Origin of the sequence: Prevotella sp. Sow4_E9_plate, from assembly GCF_052116205.1 — a bacterium.
In the GTDB taxonomy this organism is placed as follows: Bacteria; Bacteroidota; Bacteroidia; order Bacteroidales; family Bacteroidaceae; genus Prevotella.
The window spans coordinates 47,290-68,687 of the sequence record NZ_JBQKLN010000018.1 but is presented as its reverse complement, the minus strand read 5'-3'; the positions used below and the strand labels follow the sequence as shown (position 1 = coordinate 68,687).

At 46.0% G+C, this 21,398-nt stretch carries 19 protein-coding genes and 2 tRNA genes; 6 read left to right on the top strand and 15 right to left on the bottom strand.

Annotated elements, in window-relative coordinates; genetic code table 11:
- Positions 1–32 precede the first annotated feature (32 nt).
- Together ACTQ53_RS09080 and ACTQ53_RS09075 are read left to right on the top strand one after the other, a co-directional pair.
- Positions 33–1,187, top strand: a complete 1,155-nt coding sequence (locus ACTQ53_RS09080) for a sensor histidine kinase (RefSeq protein ID WP_441932779.1) — start codon at positions 33–35, stop codon at positions 1,185–1,187.
- Positions 1,188–1,229: 42 nt separating this feature from the next.
- A complete protein-coding gene (locus ACTQ53_RS09075; RefSeq protein WP_441932778.1) occupies positions 1,230–1,910 on the top strand; it encodes a response regulator transcription factor in 681 nt (226 codons plus the stop codon).
- A 90-nt stretch (positions 1,911–2,000) separates the two neighbouring features.
- On the opposite strand, the gene ACTQ53_RS09070 is transcribed toward ACTQ53_RS09075, so the two are convergent.
- The 7 genes from ACTQ53_RS09070 to ACTQ53_RS09040 form a co-directional block, all read right to left on the bottom strand.
- Complete coding sequence (locus ACTQ53_RS09070) at positions 2,001–2,954, bottom strand: bifunctional hydroxymethylpyrimidine kinase/phosphomethylpyrimidine kinase (RefSeq protein ID WP_441932777.1); 954 nt, start codon at positions 2,952–2,954, stop codon at positions 2,001–2,003.
- Between the two features lie 68 nt (positions 2,955–3,022).
- On the bottom strand, positions 3,023–5,884 hold the full coding sequence (locus ACTQ53_RS09065) for a two-component regulator propeller domain-containing protein (protein WP_441932776.1): 2,862 nt from the start codon (positions 5,882–5,884) through the stop codon (positions 3,023–3,025).
- A gap of 170 nt (positions 5,885–6,054) precedes the next feature.
- Positions 6,055–8,514 carry a glycoside hydrolase family 2 TIM barrel-domain containing protein gene (locus ACTQ53_RS09060; protein WP_441932775.1) on the bottom strand — a complete coding sequence of 820 codons (2,460 nt, stop codon included), beginning with the start codon at positions 8,512–8,514 and terminating at the stop codon, positions 6,055–6,057.
- A 17-nt stretch (positions 8,515–8,531) separates the two neighbouring features.
- Entirely contained in the window at positions 8,532–9,632 is a 1,101-nt protein-coding gene (locus ACTQ53_RS09055; protein ID WP_441932774.1) for a glycoside hydrolase family 53 protein, read from the bottom strand.
- Between the two features lie 79 nt (positions 9,633–9,711).
- On the bottom strand, positions 9,712–9,939 hold the full coding sequence (locus ACTQ53_RS09050; protein ID WP_441932773.1) for a hypothetical protein: 228 nt from the start codon (positions 9,937–9,939) through the stop codon (positions 9,712–9,714).
- Positions 9,940–10,057: 118 nt separating this feature from the next.
- Positions 10,058–10,627, bottom strand: a complete 570-nt coding sequence (locus ACTQ53_RS09045) for a hypothetical protein (RefSeq protein ID WP_441932772.1) — start codon at positions 10,625–10,627, stop codon at positions 10,058–10,060.
- A 200-nt stretch (positions 10,628–10,827) separates the two neighbouring features.
- A tRNA-Phe gene (locus ACTQ53_RS09040) sits at positions 10,828–10,900 on the bottom strand.
- Between the two features lie 181 nt (positions 10,901–11,081).
- Here ACTQ53_RS09040 and ACTQ53_RS09035 point away from each other — a divergent pair.
- Positions 11,082–11,154, top strand: a tRNA-Pro gene (locus ACTQ53_RS09035).
- Between the two features lie 94 nt (positions 11,155–11,248).
- The gene (locus ACTQ53_RS09030; protein ID WP_441932771.1) at positions 11,249–12,124 is read left to right on the top strand and encodes a helix-hairpin-helix domain-containing protein; all 876 of its coding nucleotides are present in this window, start codon (positions 11,249–11,251) and stop codon (positions 12,122–12,124) included.
- Positions 12,125–12,222: 98 nt separating this feature from the next.
- Here ACTQ53_RS09030 and ACTQ53_RS09025 read toward each other — a convergent pair whose 3' ends face one another.
- The 6 genes from ACTQ53_RS09025 to ACTQ53_RS09000 form a co-directional block, all read right to left on the bottom strand.
- On the bottom strand, positions 12,223–13,578 hold the full coding sequence (locus ACTQ53_RS09025) for a sodium-dependent transporter (RefSeq protein WP_441932770.1): 1,356 nt from the start codon (positions 13,576–13,578) through the stop codon (positions 12,223–12,225).
- Between the two features lie 77 nt (positions 13,579–13,655).
- Positions 13,656–15,020, bottom strand: a complete 1,365-nt coding sequence (locus tag ACTQ53_RS09020) for a sodium-dependent transporter (protein WP_294967456.1) — start codon at positions 15,018–15,020, stop codon at positions 13,656–13,658.
- 166 nt (positions 15,021–15,186) lie between these two features.
- On the bottom strand, positions 15,187–15,687 hold the full coding sequence (locus ACTQ53_RS09015; RefSeq protein ID WP_441932769.1) for a CYTH domain-containing protein: 501 nt from the start codon (positions 15,685–15,687) through the stop codon (positions 15,187–15,189).
- Between the two features lie 18 nt (positions 15,688–15,705).
- Positions 15,706–15,858 carry a hypothetical protein gene (locus tag ACTQ53_RS09010; RefSeq protein ID WP_287595224.1) on the bottom strand — a complete coding sequence of 51 codons (153 nt, stop codon included), beginning with the start codon at positions 15,856–15,858 and terminating at the stop codon, positions 15,706–15,708.
- Positions 15,859–15,878: 20 nt separating this feature from the next.
- A complete protein-coding gene (gene prfB, locus ACTQ53_RS09005) occupies positions 15,879–17,003 on the bottom strand; it encodes a peptide chain release factor 2 (protein WP_264950925.1) in 1,125 nt (374 codons plus the stop codon).
- A 126-nt stretch (positions 17,004–17,129) separates the two neighbouring features.
- Complete coding sequence (locus ACTQ53_RS09000; protein WP_294967449.1) at positions 17,130–18,938, bottom strand: AMP-dependent synthetase/ligase; 1,809 nt, start codon at positions 18,936–18,938, stop codon at positions 17,130–17,132.
- A 129-nt stretch (positions 18,939–19,067) separates the two neighbouring features.
- Between ACTQ53_RS09000 and ACTQ53_RS08995 the strand changes: the two genes are divergently transcribed.
- Positions 19,068–20,132 carry a M20 family metallo-hydrolase gene (locus tag ACTQ53_RS08995; protein WP_441932768.1) on the top strand — a complete coding sequence of 355 codons (1,065 nt, stop codon included), beginning with the start codon at positions 19,068–19,070 and terminating at the stop codon, positions 20,130–20,132.
- Positions 20,133–20,235: 103 nt separating this feature from the next.
- On the opposite strand, the gene ACTQ53_RS08990 is transcribed toward ACTQ53_RS08995, so the two are convergent.
- Positions 20,236–20,589 carry an RtcB family protein gene (locus tag ACTQ53_RS08990; protein WP_441932767.1) on the bottom strand — a complete coding sequence of 118 codons (354 nt, stop codon included), beginning with the start codon at positions 20,587–20,589 and terminating at the stop codon, positions 20,236–20,238.
- A gap of 17 nt (positions 20,590–20,606) precedes the next feature.
- On the opposite strand from ACTQ53_RS08990, the gene ACTQ53_RS08985 reads away from it, so the two are divergent.
- Positions 20,607–21,038 (top strand): hypothetical protein, encoded by a 432-nt coding sequence (locus ACTQ53_RS08985; RefSeq protein WP_294967443.1) that lies wholly within the window; start codon positions 20,607–20,609, stop codon positions 21,036–21,038.
- Here the strand turns inward: ACTQ53_RS08985 and ACTQ53_RS08980 are convergent.
- Positions 21,021–21,377, bottom strand: a complete 357-nt coding sequence (locus ACTQ53_RS08980; protein WP_441932766.1) for an HAD family hydrolase — start codon at positions 21,375–21,377, stop codon at positions 21,021–21,023. The two genes, ACTQ53_RS08985 and ACTQ53_RS08980, sit on opposite strands and share 18 nt — an antisense overlap.
- Positions 21,378–21,398 lie beyond the last annotated feature (21 nt).

The window sequence follows — 21,398 nt, the reverse complement described above, 5'->3', positions numbered from 1 at the left end:
AAGATGGGAAACAACGAGTTTATTACAAACAAATGTCAGAAGAAGACTTTCTCAAGGCAAAGCCAAAGAAAGAAGATGTCATTCGCTTTGACGAAATAAACATTCAAGACCTTAGAGATAGAGGTATTGCAGAAACAGAAGCAGAAGCTATGGGATTATTGACAAAAGACATGCTCACCGCCAAAGGTAACCCCATTAATTTAGCCAAACTCTCCCAAATATTCAAGAAGAATCTTGATGAGAATTTCGCCTACACATTATTAATATTAGATGAGAATAAAAAGACCATTAAAAGTCATGGACCAACAAAGGACATTGATAGTTGGCAGGCTAGCAAGCCTATCGCCATCGGACTTAAACCTGTCCGTTTCGTTCAAGCAGTGGTGGATATAACTCCATCTTCCTTCATCACAAACTCAATTTGGACATTAGCATCTACTATATTGTTGGCTCTTATCATCGTCTTTTGCGTAGGATACCAGATGACTGCCATCAGATACAAGGAAGACCTTCTGAGGAATCGTGAGGTAAGCCTTCATGGAACTGTACACGACTTGAAAGCACCATTGGCAAGCATCTTGCTAAAGTTGGGATTCATCAAAGACTGTATCAAGGATGCTGACTTGCAGGAGATGATTACTTCTTCTGAAAGACAAATCAAGAATCTTGGCAATACCATCAAGACAATACTTATCACTTCTAAGGCCAGTGAAAGCAAGTTGGTTATCAACAAAGAGCAAGTTGACATCATCGAGCTGACGCAACAAGCGCAAGAACAAATCGACACCAACTATGCCAGCAAGCCACATGCCATCGGAATCCACGACCATCGTGAAGAGAATGCACTGGTGTATGCAGATAAGTATCTGATAGAAAATGTGATGCACAATCTGATGGAGAATGCCGTTAAATACTCTGACAAGGAGGCAAATGTTGAAGTCAACATCAAACAGGATGAACTTTTCACCATCATCAGCGTGTCTGACCATGGCGTAGGCATCGACAAGAAATATCAGAAGAAGATATTCGAGCAGTTCTATCGCATACCAGCCACACACCATAAGAGCGGATATGGCATAGGCCTTGCCATGGTAAAATATGCCGTCAAGGCACATGGCGGAACCATCAAGGTGGTGAGCGAACCAGGCAAGGGCAGCACCTTTACATTCACATTGCCGCTCAACTAAAAGCAACAACCGTAATTAAAGGAACATTATAAAACAAGAAATATGGAAAAGATAAAAGTACTATTGGTCGATGATGACCTGGATTTCGGCAACACAGCAGTCTTGCTACTTAAAAAAGCAGGCTATGAGGTCTATTTTCAAAACACGCTGTTTGGAGTAGAAAGCCTTATCATGAAGCTGTCTCCCAACCTCATCATCCTCGATGTGATGATAGGAGAAGAGAACAGTCTGGAAAGAATCAACGACATCCGACTTGCCGCAGAAGACATCCCTATCATGTGTGTATCTTCGTTACATGATCCAGAACACAAAACCGAAGCTGCCAATAATGGTGCAATGATTTACATCGAGAAGCCTTTCGACAGCCGTGAGTTCCTGGGATGGGTAAACCGCTATGCCAAGCGCAAAGACTTCAGCAATTCTCGTATGATAAACATGGGTGCCTACACCGTAGATACAGAGACTCATGTGCTCAGTTTCCGTGGCTGCAACGAGAAGACGCTGGGCAATACTGAGTTTGCCACACTCAAGCTATTATGGATCAATAAGGGCGAAGTCGTGCCACGCCAAGATCTCAAGGATACTGTTTGGAGAGGTGTACAGTGTAGCGAAGAAAGTCTCAATAATGTGATGTACAACTTGCGCCGATATTTCGCCAAGGATGCCTCCATCCACCTGGAGACATTGCGCGGCGAAGGATTCAAGATGTGGATGGATGACTAGTTTAATGACGGCTCAATCCCGTCGGGAACCCAAAGACAGAGGTAACGTCGTCTTCCAAGCGAGGTGAAGAGTGGTGAAGAGTGTTTATTTTCAGCCTTTCTGCCTGAAAGCAGAAGGCGTTACCCCTCTCATTTTCTTGAAGAACTTGGTGAGATGAGCCTGGGATGAGAAGCCGAAGGTGTTGGCTATCTCCTGCACCGTATGCGTGGTGGTAGAAAGCTCGCGCTCTATCTCCTTCACGATGTATTCATCGATGATTGCCTTCGGCGTCTTGCCAGAGATGCGGCGGGTAACCTGCGCCAGATAGCGGCCACTTACATTCAGCTGGTCAGCATAGAAATGCACATCGCTATAGGTGCGGCAGAAGTTGTTCACCTGCGAGATAAACTGATTGTAAAGTTCGGAACTCCTGCCCTGCAGATTACTCTCTCTTGCCAGTTCTATATTGATGAAATCCTGCGCCATCGCCAACGCCTCCTCCATCTTCTTGCCCTGATTCAGATAGATGGCAAGGGCAGAAGAGAAACGGTTGATGAGACCATGCGAATTGGCATTATCAAGGCGATAGATCCGGAGTCCCTGCTTCTCGGCAAGTTCCAGGAGTCGGGAGTTCTGAAGAATGATGTCGCTCTCCTTCTTTCTCGCCACAACTACCGAGCAGAGGGGCAGCAGACGGTATTTGATCTGGCTCACCACATCCTCCGTCATCAGCGCATCGCCCTGACTAGACCAGATTGCTGGAGCATAGATGATATGAGCAGGACGATACCGGGTCAGGGCATCAATGACCACATTCAGCGTCTCCACTCTGCGTATCATACCTATCTTCACTATATCGGGCTGCATATCGTTCATGACAGCCTCTATCTGCCCCGAAACAATCTCGGCAGGAATATCGAAGAACTCCTGGATGCCGAGCGTATTCTGCACGGTAATGCTGGTTATCGCCGAAACGGCATAACCTCCCAATTCGAATATCGTCTTGATATCCGCCTGCACACCAGAGCCACCGGTGCTGTCGGAACCTGTAATCGTTAATATCATATACTTTGAACATTGAACATTGAACTTTAAGCTTTGAACTTGTAAGCCAATGCTGTTTCCGATAGACTTTACTTCTGTTTCATATATTCCGTAGGTGTCATTCCGAAGACCTTAGAGAAGCATTTCGAGAAATAACTGCTATTGGAGAAGCCAACAGTATACATCACCTCAGAAACACTAAACTTTCCGGCGCTCAGGAGTTTGGCAGCCTTTTGCATTCTCAGGTCTCGAATATATTCTACCGGAGTCATGCCTGTCAAGGCCTTCACCTTACGATAAAGCTGCTTATTGCCAATGCCCATTACTTCCTGGAGCATCGTGACATTGAAATCGGAATCTATCATGTGCTCCTCGATGGCATGGTTGATTTCATCCAGCAAATGCTGGTCAGCCTCACTCAATTCTGGTTCTGCAGCTGCTACCTCTGACTTTTTCTCATCAGCATCTTCACCTGCTGTCGATGAAGAAGTTTTCTCCATTTGAACGTCTGCCGTTGAAGAAGCATGATTCTGAGGCAGTTTGACATCCAGGAAGCGATGCATTAATTCGTTCACTTCATTAAACGACTGATGAGCCACAGCCATCTTCAATCCTTCGGTCAAACGGGCAAAGAAGGTCATACGCATCTGCACCTGATCAAGGATTTCTGCTTTCTGCTTCTGTTCCTCTGCCAATTTCTTATGAAGGAAATAGTAGCTTACCACCCAGGAGATAAGAACAATCAAAGCCGTGATGTAGAACAGTTTTGCCCAGATGGTAAGATACCAAGGTGGCAACACCGAGATGTCCTGCGAATAGACTTCAGCACCTATCTTTCCTTCACCATTTACGACACAAACCGTGAGATGATAGTTGCCATACGACAAACCATTGTAGACAATATCAATATTTCCCGACTTCAGATAATTCCAGTCATGATCACTGCCCTCCAGCTTGTATGCATAGACAGCAGAAGGATGATCAGCAAACGGAAGGTCTGTAAGCTGCAGGCTAAAACTGTTCTCATCGCTCTTGAGCACCAGTTTCTCACTACGCTCATCCCATGGTTTGCCATTCACGACAATGCCCGCCAAAATCAACCGGTTGAGTTTCTTCGGAGAAAGAACTGCATCAGAGCGAATCTCAACAAAGCCATCATTACCACCCATCACCACTTCATGGGTAGACTTGCTGTAGCAAATGGTAAATGGAGTAATGGAAGGGATGACAAAGCGCATGCTCTCTCCTTCACGGCTGATGACGCAACACTCATTACCGGTTACAGCCCATATCTTGCCATCCACATCACACATGGTACTTACCTTGCCCCCTATCTTCCACTCCTTTGAGCCGAAATGGGAACCCAGAATCTCGCCTGCAGCATAGTAACACTTCACCGAGCTATTATCACCAACCCATATATTGCCCTGGCTGTCGGTCATCATATAGTTAACCACATCAGAATTAGCCACATGAGCCACCTTCATATCATACGGATTGATACAATCGAGGCGATTGAAAGTGGAAACCCATATTCTTCCCTTTCCGTCCATGACCATCTGACCGACATGCAATCCGGAAAGGGCATTCTTGCCCTGGTCAGAGAAATGATAGTCGGCTACGGTCTTCCCTGCAAGCAAGGAAGCCTTATCCATCACAAAGACACCCCCCTGATAGGATGCCATCCACAATCTGCCCTTTCTATCCTGAAGAATATCATAAGCCCAGGCAGTAGAATACTTGCCCGTTCTGTCATAGACGATGAAATTACGCATCTGTCTGGAGCTGCGATCATAAAGGTTGATACCATGGTCGGTACAAATCCAGACATCCCCATCATTGTCTTCATAAATCTTACGCACACGGTTGTGGCTAAGCGGATAAGCCTGATTGTTCTGCTTATACCAAGCCACATCCTGATAAGCAGCATCGCCTGTAGAAGATTTCGCCTGAGAATAATGAATCAAACCATTGGTTCCCCCCATCCACCATTCACCATTACGGGTCTGGAGCATGGCATGAAGACAGTTACCTTCGCCCGAAAAGGTTATCTTGTCGAGCGACACATAATTATAATAGGTATGGGTGGTGAGACGAGAAAGTCCGTTATCGGTTCCAATCCAGACATTCTGCCATTTATCCACGAAGCAGGCCCATACGATGTTGTTCGGAATGGTTGCTTCATTGCGAGAGTCGTGCGAATAATGGGAGATGGCATTGTTCATCGCCATCACATAGAGTCCGTTATCGGTTCCGATGTAAAGATTGCCATTTGCTTCTTCTGCCAGACATTTTACCGAGTTGCCATCCAAAGCTGCAATCCGGGAGAATGTCTGAAGATTGAGATCTGCACAATAGAGCGCGCCTTCTGTACCAATCCAGTAGCAATGGCGCTTGGCATCGTATGCCAGGGCATTTACCAATGGCTGGGCACCTGCCGTAAGAGGCAACAGGCGGTTATTCAAATACAGACCATTTATCTTACCCTGCAACAGACCTTTTGAGGTATGCAACAAGGCATAGACATCCCCTCCATAGTTGGCATTCTTGTCTTTCAGGTCCAGCACACGCAGCTCCATGACAGCTTTTCGCTTAGCTTCATCCTGAAAGTCTGCAACAGCTGGAGTCTGCACATAAGCATTGGCATGGGTGTCGAATTTCAAGATGCCATTGCCAGTAGCCAAATACAACAGGTTATTATCGAAAGCGAGAGCATTGACGCGCGTATTGCTATAGGCATGATCCTGATAGTGGAGATAGCCATGATAACCATCATAACTATAAAGTCCGTTATCAGTACCAATCCACATCATCCCCTGTGCATCCTGGGTAATGGCACACACGGTATGCGCACCCTCGAACGACACGTTAATGAATCGTTGCGCCGCAACCGGAAGAACCAGTAACGCCAACAAAAATACGACATATACTCTATGAATAAACTGCTTCATCTTGAAGTTATTTGTTAAATTAGTTGTTGTTGGCTGCAAAATTAATCAATTATTGGCACTTTACCAAATAAAAAGGAAAAAAAATCCCAAGGAATAAAGAACAGTCTCTATTCCTTGGGATTTGTGAAAAGAAAAGGAATCCTACGATAAAAACGAAGGATATATATTTTCTAGATTGCCTCTAACTGAATGGTCTTTTCGATATTTCTCTTGCCATCCTTCACCTTCAGGGTGATATTGCCCTTCTGCGTACTACTCTGCACGATGACAACGAGTTTGCCTGAGAAGAGTTTCATATGTGGATGGGTGAAAGGTTCGAGCGATGTGGCATCGCCATTGCAGGCAGCCTTGAAGGTTCCGGCACCCGTTACTTCGAAGGTCAGCTCATCATCTGCGAGCGGACACTCATTGCCATCCTTGTCCAGGAGACTAACGGTAACGAAAGCAAGGTCCTTGCCATCAGCATTCAGCAGCACATTGTGCTCATCGGTGCAGCCTTCTACCATGCAGGCGATAGGCTCATGGTCTGGAGTCTCCACACTGAACTTCATCTGCGCAGGTTCTCCGGCTGTACGCTTCACGTCTTCGCCTACCTTGTCGCCATACTGATTGTAGGTAACCACGCGAATCTCGCCCGGTTCATACTTCACGTTGTTCCAGCGGAGGCGATAGCGGTCCAGACGGCTTGACTTGTCCTTGCGAACTCTGCCCTGGCTCTTGCCGTTTACAAAAAGCTCGCCTTCCACACCATCGGTGTAGCAATATACAGGGGTAACCTGTCCTTCCCTGCCCTGCCAGTTCCAGTGAGGGAGAAGATGGGTGGTATGCTGATGCTCATTCCAGCGGGCACGATACATATAATATCTATCCTTTGGAAGTCCGGCAAGGTCGCAGATACCGAAGTAGCTGCTGCGGCTTGGCCAGTAGGTATCGTATGGAGTCGGCTCGCCCAGATAGTCATAGCCCGTCCACACGAACTCTCCGATTACCCAACTGTGGTCATCCTGCATCTTCCAGTCATCATCCGGAAGATTACTCCAGGAGCAATACTCCGTGTCATAGCTAGAGCACTGACCATCGGCGTATGGATTGTTGTTGCTGGCACGCACCTCAACCGGGAACTTATACACGCCACGGGAGCTGACGGTAGATGCTGTCTCTGAACCCAGGAGGAATCCCTGAGGCAACTGCTCGATATTCTTATAATATTTATGTACGCGATAGTTGAAGCCCGGAACGTCCATCACCTGGGCAAATCCACTCTTCAGGGCAGCCTCAGCCTTGTCCATACCCTGGGTTACAGGGCGGGAAGGATCATACTGATGACAGATATCCTGCAGATGCTTGGCTATCTCCATACCCTCCTTGCTCCATTGCTCAGGAATCTCGTTACCGATACTCCACATAATGATGCTAGGATGGTTGCGATGGTGCTTCACCAGATTGGTCATATCCCTGTCGCTCCACTCCTTGAAGAACTTGGCGTAGCCATTCTTGCACTTAGGATAAATCCACATATCGAAGCTCTCAGCCATTACCATCATACCGAGAGAGTCGCAGATTTCCATCTGCATGGTAGAAGGCATGTTGTGGGCTGTACGGATGGCGTCGCAACCCATCTCCTTCATCGTCTTGATCTGACGGATGAGTGCCGCCTTGTTCTCTGCAGCTCCCAACGGACCGAGGTCGTGGTGCAGGCAGACACCCTTGATCTTGCGGGTAATGCCATTGAGCTGGAAACCATTATTCTTGGATACCGAGATGGTACGGATACCGGTCTTAAGCGTCTGGACATCAGCCACCTTCTTGCCTTCATATCGGGTTAACTTCACCTGATAGAGGTAAGGAGATTCCGGAGACCAGAGCTGAGGATTTGCTACCTTCAGGGTAGTCTTGATGGCTGGGGTTGCGCCAGAGATAGTCTGCTCGGCAACCTTTGTACCAGCCTCATCGAGCAAGGCGATGACCGTCTTGCCCGACTTACCGATTTTTCCTTCCAGCAGGGCGTTCACTTCCACTTCGGCTTCCTGCTTATCAGCTTTCAGGGTACGCACGAAGGTATCCCAGGTAGAGAAGTTCTCGTTACCGTAAAGTTCCACGGAAACCGGACGGTAAAGACCGCCGCCTGGATACCATCGGCTGCTTTCCTCTACATTGTTGAGATGAACCTCTACGAGATTCTTCTTTCCGCCAAACTGCACGTAAGGAGTAATGTCGATGCGGAAGGCATTGTAGCCGTAAGCCCATCTGCCAGCCTCCTTGCCATTCACCTTAACGATAGGCTGACTCATCGCACCATCAAAAACGAGGACAGCACGCTTGTAGCCCTTCGGCAACTGAAGATTCATCTTATACATACCCTCTCCAATCCAAGGGAGAGCTCCAGAGCGTCCCGACTTCTCGGTCTTCTCCTTTTCGCCATTCTGCTCGATAGCCACCATCTGCAGATCCCATTTCTTATCGAAAGGACCCGCGATAGCCCAGTCGTGCGGAACAGCTACCTGCTGCCACGCCTTGCCATCACGGGAGAAGTCCCATGAAGGCAGGTTGATAACCTTTCTGCTCTGCGCCTGGCACAGCGTAGTGAGTACCAGGGCAAGTGTCATGAAAGTAATGCTTCTCTTGATCATATTGCTATTTAATATTCTTATTTATATGAATCGAATACGGCAGTTGGTTTGCCGCTGTTGTCGAACGCTCCCTTGGTATATGCAGACCAACCCAGAGTGATATAGTTGGCTGGCTTCCAGTTGTTGTAAACTTCTGGTTCCCAATAGAAGATACCCTCGCAGGTAGAGATTGCCTTGCAGCCATCCACCATCTTCTTCATCATTGGCGCAGCCTGGTCAGAGCCCCACCACATACCGATTTCAGAGATGATGACATTGCAGTTGTACTGTTCTGATAAAGTCTTAATATTATTCAGACAATTGGTGGTTAAATCCTGCCAATTGTTATCTTCTGGATAAAGTGACATACCGATGACATCCCATTTTCCACCATTCTTCTTCAATTCACCAAAGAGCCAGGTATAACGGCCGAGGTTATTACCCTCATCCACGTGCACGATTACTTTAGCTTGTGGATAAACCGCCTTTACGGCATCATATCCGGCGTTAACATAAGCAGCAAAGTTGGCTGCATTCTCAGAAACACGACCAGTAACAGCCTTGGCATCATCGCCTTCAGCGTCATTCCAGAGCATACCGTCACGGGTTTCATTACCCACCTGTACCCACTCTACGTTGGTTACACCTTTATCCTTCAGGGCTGTCAATACATCCTTGGTATGATCAGCCACAGCCTGTTTCATTTGTTCGGCAGTATAGCCCTGCCATGCAGCAGGAACTGTCTGGTGAGCCGGGTCAGCCCAGGTATCAGAATAGTGGAAGTCAATCATCAGACGGAAGCCGAGCTGCTGAGCTCGCCAAGCCTTGGCGATGACATCATCCTTGCCACACCAGCCACCTTCCGGATTTACCCAGACACGCAGACGGATGGAATTGGTTCCCTCTTCGCGAAGGAGCTTCATGCATTCTGTAGCCTTGCCATTCTGATTATAGAATTTCACACCATCCTTCTCCATCTCTGTGAGCCAGGAAACATCGGCTCCCTTGGCGAAGCCACTCATATCGTATGTCTTCTCCTTTTCGGGAGTGGCATTATCATCATTGCTGCAACTCGTGCCCGTGATAGAAAACAAGAGTGCTGAAGCCAGCAATATGGCTTTTCCTAAAATATTCTTCATTGTTCTTTTGGTTTATAACTATCTTTGCTGTATCGAAAGAACGTATTTACGCATCAGATATTGCAAAGATAGCTGATTTTTATTCATACTTCCAGGTCATGGTATTGAGGTCGGCAGTAACCGTAAACTCAGTTTCGCCATTTTCATCACCAAACCAGATATCCCAGGCACCATCGCTCACCTTGTCCATCACAGCAAGAAGGGTATTGAGATCAACACCGGTGAAAGCCTTGGAGAGATCGGTTACAGATTTGCCTAGTTGTTTAATCAGGTTATTATTTGATCTAACATTTGGTTGTGGTTGCAAAAGTATCAAATACAATCAAAAGTACAAGACAGAAAATTGCCAAAAGACAACAAAAAACGGACAAGAAACCAGAATATGTCTGGTTTTGTCCGTTTTGTAATACATATCAGTCCATAATTCATTCCACACCCATTACTTTCACAACACCCGACTCGTATGAATCCAGTATATTTGCTAAAGCAGGTAATGGCTGCTGATGTCCACTGGTAACAACCGTTTCATTAGGAATGTCGAAATGAATGTCGCCATGATTCAAGCGACCAGCCCCATAAAAGGCTTCTATAATGGAAGGAACGTCAACTGCATTATCTGCTGTATGAGAATACATCACGTCTGGGTTGGTATCAAAGTTATTATAACAGGTTCCTCCCACCAAAGTCTTAACGCTTGCAGGAAGCTGATCAGAAAGCTTGGCTACCTCATAAGCATCGAAGCTTGCAGGATTGTCAGCGTAAGTAATATAACTGAAGTCACTTGGCTTATCAACAAAGACATTGCCGTATGACTTGATCATACCTCCATTTTCACCAGAGAAAGTCCCCTTCGAGCCTTTGATATCTGTTCCCTGCAGAGAACTCATGATTGGGCGCTTCACTGCCTCGAAGTAGTTAGACTCTATGAAAATATTTGAACCCGACGTAGCACAGATGCCATAGACATCACAATGCTGATAATAATTGTTGTACATGTGATAACAAGTAAGCTTTTTTCATTTCAATAAAATAATTATAGTATTTACTTTGTTTTATAGATTTAATGCAAAGATAAAGGATTATCGCTGACATACAAAACAATCATGACAACTTTTATACGAAAACGTTATCATAGATTAGGAAATTAACAAAAAAAAAGCTGAATCTTGTTACGAAGATTCAGCTTCAATAGAAGTGGTACCACCAGGAATCGAACCGGGGACACAAGGATTTTCAGTCCTTTGCTCTACCAACTGAGCTATGGCACCAACTATGAATAACAAACGATTTCTCATTTGCGGGTGCAAAGGTACACTTTTTTTTTGGTTCCAACAAATTTTTTCAAGAAAATCTTTCCCAAAAGTGAAAAAAAATGCATTTTTATTTTGTTTTGTCCCAATTTTCATGTACCTTTGCATCGTCATTCTGTAAAAAACAGTAAATCGGCATCGGGATTTAGCGCAGTTGGTAGCGCACGTCGTTCGGGACGATGAGGTCGCTGGTTCGAGTCCAGTAATCCCGACCTATATAAACCAACAGAATGGTGTATGATATTAAGAGACATATTTTACCTGCAACGGAATGATCGCGATGCCTTACTGGCGATCATAATAGCTATGACTGTTTTAATGGGACTCATTTTTCTTTTCAATAGGGAACCATCAGAAACAGCCCAGAAAGACAACGACTCTATTCAAACTTACCGGACAGAACATGCCACTAGTCAGAATCCTGTATATTATAAAGAAGGATATCAAATCAAAGAGGCTTTTCCATTCGATCCGAACACGGCAGATTCTGTCCAATTCAAACGTCTTGGTCTGCAAGCTTGGCAAATAAGAAGCATTCTTCATTACCGTGCCAAAGGAGGTGTATATAGTAGACCTTCCGATTTTGCACGTGTCTATGGTATGACGAAAAGACAATACGAGGCCTTGGCACCATTCATAAGAATAGCAGATGACTACAAGCCTGCTTCCGATTTTTACAGAAACGAGCCATACCGTCAGCAGAAACGATACAACAGACCTGATATAACTGCAACCACCCGTTCTACAACACCGGAAAACGAAAAAGTATACAGTTATCCACACAAGCTGAATCCAGGACAACACATTAATATAAATACAGCCGATACTACCGAACTGCAGAAGATACCGGGAATTGGCAGTTATTATGCCAAAATGATTATAAGATACAGAGACCGTCTAGGTGGATTCGCTGCTGCCGAACAGTTGAACGAAATAGAAGGCATTCCAGAATCTGCCTTGGCGTTTATCCACATAGATGCCAACCATATCCATAAGCTTGACATCAACAAGCTCAACCTCAACCAGCTCCGCCAACATCCATATATCAACTTCTATCAAGCCAAGGAAATCTGTGACTACCGCCGACAGAGAGGTCCGATAAAAAGTCTGGAAGAGCTGAAACTATTAAAGGATTTTCCACCAGCCGAAATAGAAAGACTTACGCCTTATATCTCTTTTTAACCGAACATCTCACCTTAAAACTATATGTCTCTTTCTAAAGAAGAAAAAGCCAAATGCACTATGCCTGATAGCGCATTTGGCTTTATATATAATAGGTATCAGATAACACCAAACTGATGCAAGAAGATGAGCAGAATGCAGATTGGACTGACGAAACGAATCATGAAGAGGAAGACGGGGAACAACTTACCGCTCACCGTGCCCCAATTCGTAAACTCATCACGCACTATCTTCTTCGGTACATACCAACCCAGGAACAGACAGGTGACAATCGAAGCAAGCGGCATCAACAGCTGCGCCGTGAAATTGTCACAATTCGTAAGGAAATCCTTACCAAAGAATCCCAATCCAGGAACTGCTCCCTGAGAAAGAGAACAGAATACGGCAATGACGCTGCAGGTAATGGTCTCTATCCACGCACCCTTGGCACGGGTAATCTTGCGTTCCTCATAAATCATCGCCGTACCAATCTCGTGCATGGAAATCGTAGAGGTCAAAGCTGCCAATACCAACAATGCATAGAACAATACTGAAATGATGTAGCTCACCACAGGCATATCGCCAAATGCCTGCTGGAACACATTAGGCAAGGTGATAAAGATGAGTGACGGACCACTATCAGGCTGCACACCTACCGAAAAGGCTGCCGGGAATATCATCAAGCCTGCCAATACTGCAATAAGTGTGTCGATAACAACTATCTGACTTGCCGATTTCAAGAGATTGGTCTGGCGGCTGAAGTAAGATGCGTATGTACACAGACAAGCCGTACCCAAACTCAAAGAGAAGAAAGCCTGCCCCAAGGCTTCGAGCAATACGTTCTCATCAACCTTTGAGAAATCAGGATGAAACAGGAACTGCACGCCCTTCATTGCTCCCGGCAAAGAACAGGAAGCTATTACGATGACAACCAGCAGCACGAAAAGCAGCGGCATCAATATCTTGGAAGCTTTCTCGATACCATTGCGAACACCTCTTACCACCACTGCATGAGTAAGCAGGATGAAACCTACAGCCCATAAGGTAGGACGAATAGGATCGGAAGCAAACGTCTGGAAGTAGGTCTTCACATACTCCGGATCGCCATGCACACCACCCATGATGCTGGCATAGAGATATTGCAGACACCAGCCTGCCACCACGGCATAGAAGCCAAGGATAATCATGGAGGTGATGACGCCCATCAAGCCTACGGTTCCCCAAGCCTTGTTCTTACCCAAATTACTATAAGCCCGCGCTGCATTGGAAGCCGAATGGCGACCAATAATAAACTCGCTCATCATGCCAGGCACACCCAACAGGATGATACAAACCAGATAGATAAGGATGAAGGCGGCACCTCCATTCTGACCTGCCATATAAGGAAAACGCCAAACATTACCCAAACCGACAGCTGAGCCGGCTGTAGCAAGAATGACGCCCAATTTACTTCCGAAATTTCCTCTAGTCTCCATTGTTTTTAATGTTTAATGGTGAGTATTCAATGCTTACTGATAAAACTCGACATACTACACCTTATTATATATATAGCTTATCCCAATACTCCGAACTGATTCAGGAATACCAGGAAGATAAGGATTGGACACACAAACTTGATCAGGAAAAGGTAGACATTGAAAACCTTTCCCTTCAGGGTTCCCCAGTTGGTGAATTCATCCTGCACCACCTTCTTCGGCACATACCATCCCAAGAACAGACAGGTAAGGAGACCTGCTGTAGGCAGGAACAGCTGACCCGTTACGAAGTCGAACCATTCGAACAAGGTCTTGCCACAGAACGACAACTTATCTGTAGCCCCCAAAGAAAGCGAACAGAATGCACCAATGATGGCACAAGATACCGTAACAATCATAGCACCCTTCTTTCTGTCAATCTTCAACTCCTCATAGAAGAAAGAAGTATTCACCTCGTGAAGCGACATCAGGGATGTCAATGCTGCCACAGAAAGAAGTACATAGAACATCAAGGAGATAATCCATCCCAATACCGGCATTGATGCAAACGCCTCGTTAAAGACATTTGGCAGGGTGATGAAGATAAGCGAAGGACCACTATCCGGTGATATTCCTACAGAGAATGCTGCAGGGAAAATCATCAATCCTGCAAGAACAGCCACCATCAAGTCGATGGCAGAAATCTGAATTGCAGATTTCAGGAGATTGGTCTGACGACTGAAATAAGATGCATAGGTACAGATGCAACCCATACCGATGCTCATGGAATAGAACGACTGTCCCAAGGCATTGAGGAATACATTCCTATCCACTTTTCCGAAATCAGGCTTCAACAGGAATTCTATTCCCTTTCCGGCATCCGGCAACAGACAGGAAGCCACCACGATAATAAGAAGCAGGATAAACAGAAGCGGCATCATTACCTTGGATGCCTTCTCGATACCTCCACGGACACCATGGATAATCACAAAGTGACAAATCAGGAAGATTGCCACCGTCCACATCACCGGACGAATTGGATCGGCAGAAAACTCCTTGAAGTAATTTGCCACAAAAGTAGGGTCGCCATGCAGTTCGCCCATGATGCTGGCATAAACATACTGCAAGCACCATCCCGAAACCACCGCATAGTAACCGGTAATCAGGAAACCCGTGAGCACTTCCAGATAGCCCACCCACTTCCAAGCCGTACCATTGGCAAGCTTGGTATAGGCACGTGCCGTATTGGAGGCACCATGACGACCGATAATAAACTCTGAAATCATACATGGGATGCCCAACAGAAGAACACTTCCTATGTAAACCAGGATAAAGGCTGCGCCACCTTCCTGACCAGCCATATAAGGGAAGCGCCATACGTTACCTAAACCTACGGCGCCACCAGCTGTAGCAAGTATCATTCCTATCTTGCTACCAAAACTTCCTCTATTTGATTCTGCCATTTTCTTGTCTTTCTCTTACTAATTTCTTAACGTTTCATATTATTGACTGCAAAATTATAAAATAATTCCGAGATATATGCAACATTTGAAAGCAAAAGTATAAAATTAGTAATATTTATGCAACTTTTCGTACATTTTCAAGAGAAAAAGGCTTTAAAATGCTTTTCTAACGATATTCTTCCGGCAAAGTATCACGCCATTTCGAGAAAGGATTTCCAAGAAGATGAGAATTGTAGAAGCGTTTATCGCCTGTTACCTCCATACCGATGAAGGCAGGCTTCTCATATTCTTCCGTCTCACTTCCCAGTTCCACTTCTGCCATCACCAAACCATCATTATCACCGTAGAATTCATCTACTTCGAAGGTATGGTCTCCACTCCTGACAAGATAGCGGCGCTTATCGATGACTCCCCCCTGACAGAGTTGCAGAAGATGCTTCGCCTCGTCCATGGTTATTTCCTTTTCAAATTCATAACGGGTCATACCACCGTTTACCGACTTACCTTTAATCGTGAGATAAGCCTTCTCGTCTCTCGTGCGAACTCGCACCGTAGCCCCTTCAGCCGGAATATACCCCTGCTGAATATGACTAGAAGAAAAGGCGGCGCTTTTATAAACGTCGCCCTTCTTAACGAGGAATTTTCTTTCTATTTCCAATCCACTCATTTTCTTATACCTTTAACTTTAAGCTGAAAGCCACATTGTATAAATCATGCAGAGGATACCCAAGATGATCAATCCTCCAAAAATCCATTTCACTACTTTGTCTGCTTTTGCAGCCTGTTTCTTCTGGTAAGCTTCATGCTTAGCTCTTCTTAAATCTTTATTTCCACCCATAGTTATATATTTTTAGGTTATTATTGTTCTTCATCATTCGTAGGGAACTCCATCAGATATGCCTTGATGAAATCATCTATCTTACCATCCATCACGCCATCAACATCCGATGTCTGATAGTTGGTACGATGATCTTTCACACGACGGTCGTCGAAGACATAACTTCTAATCTGGCTTCCCCACTCTATCTTCTTCTTGCCGGCCTCAATCTTTGCCTTAGCTTCCAGACGCTTCTTCATGGCGCGGTCGTAGAGTTGACTCTTCAAGAGCAACAGGGCTTTGGCGCGGTTCTTTGGCTGGTCACGGGTTTCGGTGTTCTCGATGAGGATTTCCTCTTCCTCGCCTGTATCTGGATCTGTATACCAATAACGCAGACGGACACCGGATTCAACCTTATTCACATTCTGACCACCGGCACCACTCGAACGGAAGGTATCCCAGGAGAGCTTGGCTGGGTCGACATATACCTCGATGGTATCATCTACCAACGGAGTTACGAAGACACTGGCGAAACTGGTCATTCGCTTGCCCTGGGCATTGAAAGGAGAAACACGCACCAGTCGGTGCACACCATTCTCGCTCTTCAGATAGCCATAAGCGTACTCGCCGCCCTCGATGGTCATGGTAACGCTCTTGATACCAGCCTCATCGCCTTCCTGCATATCGGTGATGGTTACCTTATAGCCATGAGCCTCAGCCCAGCGCATATACATACGCATCAGCATCTGCGCCCAGTCCTGGCTCTCGGTACCACCGGCACCGGAATTGATCTTGAGTACGCAGTCCATCGGATCTTCCTTCTGGCGAAGCATGTTCTTCAACTCCAGGTCTTCGATGGCTTTGATCGCCTTGGCATAATCGGCATCCACCTCTTCCTCGGTTACCATTTCATCTTTATAGAAGTCGAACGCCAGCTTCAACTCGTCGGCATAAAGACGTACAGTCTTATAACCGTCGAGCCACTTCTGGATACCTTTCACCTTCTTCATCTGCTCCTGAGCATACTTCGGGTCTTCCCAAAAGTCAGGAGCCTGAGTGCGGAGCTGCTCCTCTTCAAATTCTACTTTCTTCTGGTCTATATTGAGATAGCGATGCAGAGCGTCAGCTCTGTCCATCACATCTTTCAACTGGTCAGCTGTAATCATTAACTTTGAACTTTGAATTTTGAACTTTGAACTTTATGTTTACTTTGAACTTCATCTTTATCCCCTCCAACTATATGATAAGAGTCATCATCATAAAGAGTTATCATAAAGTTCAAAGTAAAACCATTACTCCTCATACATCTTGTCAATCTCCGCCTTGTAGTTCTTATTGATGATAGGGCGGCGAATCTTCAAGGTGTTGGTCAGCTCGCCCGACTCCATAGAGAAGTGGTGAGCCAGGAGGGTGATACGCTTAATCTGCTCATAATAAGCCAGGTGCTGCTGAAGAATCTTGATGCGGTCCATCAGCATCTTCTGCACCTTCTCGTTGGCACACAGGTCCTCACGGCAAGTGAAGGCGATGTGATGCTCACGCGCCCAGTCCTCCACGAGGCGGAACTCAGGCACAACGAGGGCTGATACGAACTTGCGCTGGTCGGCGATAACGGCAACCTGGTCGATGAACTTATCTACCAGGAGCAACGATTCTACCTGCTGAGGAGCGATATACTTACCATTCGATGTCTTGAACAGGTCCTTGATACGCTCGGTGAGAAAAAGCTCGCCATCCTTCAAGTAGCCGGCATCACCGGTATGGAAGAATCCATCCTTGTCGAATGCCTTCGCATTGGTGGTATCACGATGATAATATCCCGGAGTGATGGTAGGGCCCTTGAGAAGCACCTCATTATCCTCACCTATCTTTACCTGAATGCAGGAGATTGGACGACCCACCGAACCCAGACTGCGTTTCTTGTCAGAATGATCACAAGATACGGTGGCAAGGCTCTCGGTCAAACCATATCCCACCACCATATTGATACCGATGGCATGTACAAACTCCTCTACTTCCGGACTCACGTAAGCACCCGCTGTAGGGAAGATATTCGGTTTTTCCAGGCCCAACTGCTTGCGAACCATGCTCAGGACAGTCTTGTTGATAATTCTATATTCCAACTCCAGAGCCAAAGGAGGACGCATGCAGTTGGCAATATACTCGATGTTACGTTTCTTACCTACCGCCAAGGCATGATAGAAGAGCTTCTTCTGGACAGAACCGGCATCATCCATCTTAGCCTTTACAGCGATATAAACCTTCTCCCAGAAACGTGGCACACTACACATACAGGTAGGATGCATCTCTCGCATACTCTCCTGAATTTCATGAGGATAAGTATTGATGATGAGTTCGGCACCTTCGCTCAAGCAGAGATATGCCCATCCACGTTCAAAGATATGGGTGAATGGAAGGAAATCGATGACACGGTCCTTGTCGGTAACAGGAATGCACTCATCGTTTGCCTTCAAAGCAGCATAATACTGGCTATAGGTCAGCATCACGCCCTTGCTATCTCCAGTTGTTCCACTGGTATAGAGGATATTAGCCAAGTCATCCATACTTGCCTGCTTGTAGAGTTCCTCTACCTCCGTCTGACGAGGGAGATTCTCTCCCAGCTTCAGGAAGTCCTTGAAATAGAGAGCAGCAGGATCGTGGGTACTGATGCGCACGCTTGAATCGAAGATGATGATACGTTCCAGAGATGGACAGAGGGCAAAGATACGATGAGCCTTGTCATACTGCTCCTGTTCGCCTACAAAGAGGAAGCGAATCTGCGCATCATTAATCATATATTGAATCTGCTGCTCGCTGCTGTTGGCATAGAAAGGCACAGAGGTAACTCTGATACCGTACGCACCGAAGTCGGTGTACAGATAATGCACACAGTTCTGCGAGAAGACAGCGATTTTGTCAAGAGGTTTAGCCCCAAGATTCAGGAGGGCATTGCTCACTTGTTTCACTCTTAGCGAGAAGAGATTAAATGAAACCGTTTGCCACTGGTCACTACCAAACTTTCTGAAGGTAAGCGCTGGCTTATCTCCCCATTTCTTAGCTAGGTCGTGAATCAGTACCGAAAGATGACTATTAATTTGCATAAGCTTATATTTATATTCTGATGCAAAGATAATAGAATTTGTTAAGAACACAAAATAAAAAGATATTTTTTCCACTTTATCTGCTCTTTTTTTCGTATCTTTGCCCCAAAATCAAAAAATAGAGAGATTATGATGCTACAAGAAGAATATGTAAGCGATGCCGTGGATTTGCTGAAAAAGCTCATCGCCACCCCATCGGTAAGCAGAAACGAGAAGGATGCTGCCGACATCATGGAGCAGACCATCCGCAAATATGGTTTCGAACCTCATCGTGAGGCGAACAACATCTGGATTATCGACCCTCATTACGATGAGAGCCGACCTACCCTACTGCTCAACGCTCACATCGATACCGTGAAGCCTGTGGCTTCATGGACACACAACCCGTTTTCACCGGATGTAGAAGAGGGTGTACTTTACGGCTTGGGCAGCAACGATTGCGGCGGCGGACTCTGTTCGCTCCTCCAGATATTCAGAATGCTGACCGCAAAGCCTCAGCAGTATAATCTTATCTATCTGGCATCCGCCGAAGAAGAGGTGTCGGGAAAGGATGGCATTACCCGTGCCCTGCCTTTGCTTCCGCATATCGACCTTGCCATCGTAGGTGAACCTACCGGCATGAACCCGGCTGTTGCCGAAAAGGGACTGATGGTGCTGGATGTGATTGCTCACGGAAAGAGCGGTCATGCTGCCCGCAACGAGGGAGTAAACGCTATCTACGAGGCATTGGATGATATGCGATGGATTCGTGACTATAAGTTTGAGAAGGTAAGCGAGTTCCTGGGACCTACCAAGATGACGCTTACAGTAGTGAATGCCGGAACCCAGCACAATGTGATTCCGGATAAGTGTACGCTGCTTGTGGATATCCGCACCAACGAGTTTTACGACAACGAGGAGGTTTACAAGTTTATCTGCCAGCACCTGAAGAGCGAGGTAAAGGCTCACAGTTTCCGTTTGAAGTCATCCCGCATCGACCCGGCACATCCTCTTATCAGGAAATGTGTAGCCATGGGCATGAAGCCATTCGGCAGTCCTACCTTGAGCGACCAGGCTCTGATGCACTTCCCTTCGTTCAAACTGGGGCCTGGCGAGTCCTCCCGTTCCCATTCAGCCGATGAATTTATCAAAATAAGCGAGATTTCGGATGCTGTAGCTAAATACCGGGAACTCTTGGATGGAGCCAGCATCTGAAAGAGACATTCGTTCTGACTACAATACTGAGTACACTATAAAAAGTCCGTAAACTTTTGAGTATTAATAACTTATTTAATAATCGTCTCGTTTTAACGGGATACTAGTGGTCCAGCTTATGGATTTCCTCCGCTAAATTGAGTGTCTTTACAGCTTCAGTTCGGCTCATGATACGGCCAGCTCCATGGGAGCAGCTCATGAAACTAAGAAGATTGCCAAGGCCTTCCACGATATATGAACTCGTTCCTTGTGAACCAGGTATGATACCAACTTCACCTTCTCGGGCACTTGTTGCTCCCTTTCGGTGTATGATACAATTCTCACCAAAATGGGATTCCCAATTGGCTAGGCAACTGGATTGCAGCAGCAAGATCTCTTCATCCTCTTTCGGGCACTTGCTTTCACTCCCACTTTTATTATAAGGCGTCTTATGGTAAACAGAATGTTTGCAGTACACCCTATTGAGAAGAATCCATGCTGAGATTTGGTTACGCCCAGACTTTGGAAACTTTTGAGGAGGTAGTGGATCAATTACCTATGAGACTTCTGGTTTCCCTAGGCAATGCAGCAGAGATTTACTTTGATGAGGACGCTATACGCTCCATACAGACAATTACCGGGCTTAGAAAGACCATCAATCACAACAAGCAGCTTGCCCTGTATTCATGTGAGGAACGGCAGCAGATGGTGGATGCTGTATATGCCGTGTACAAGCATGCCAAGCTCAAACGCTTCCAGACAACAGAGACAGAAAGCAAGAGCATCTACATTGCACCCGAACTATTTGACATACCAATCAATGTGGGTGACCGTTCTTCTACCATACAGGATACCAGCTGTGCCTTGATAGGTATTACTCTCCTGCTAGCCATTATCATAGTTATCAAATCAAAGGCAAGCACCTAATTGCAGCTTCAAGTCCAAGCTTCCCTTGAAAAGGATGCCATGAATACCCACATGATTGGCTCCTTCTACATTCGCTGGCCTATCATCAATGAAAATGCTCTCCGAAGCCTGGAGGTGATAGCGATTTAATAATAGCTGATAAATCTCCGGATTCGGTTTCACCATCTTCTTTTCCCCACTTACTACAATCCCATCAAACATGTCGAAAAGGCGGGCATGTACCTTCTTGACAATTGGAAAAGTCTCATGAGACCAGTTGGTAAGACAGTATAGACGATATCTTCTTTGCTTCAGTTCACACATGATCTCAGAGATGCCAGGGATTTCACCACCATCCATATCTTTGTAACAGTCCCAGTA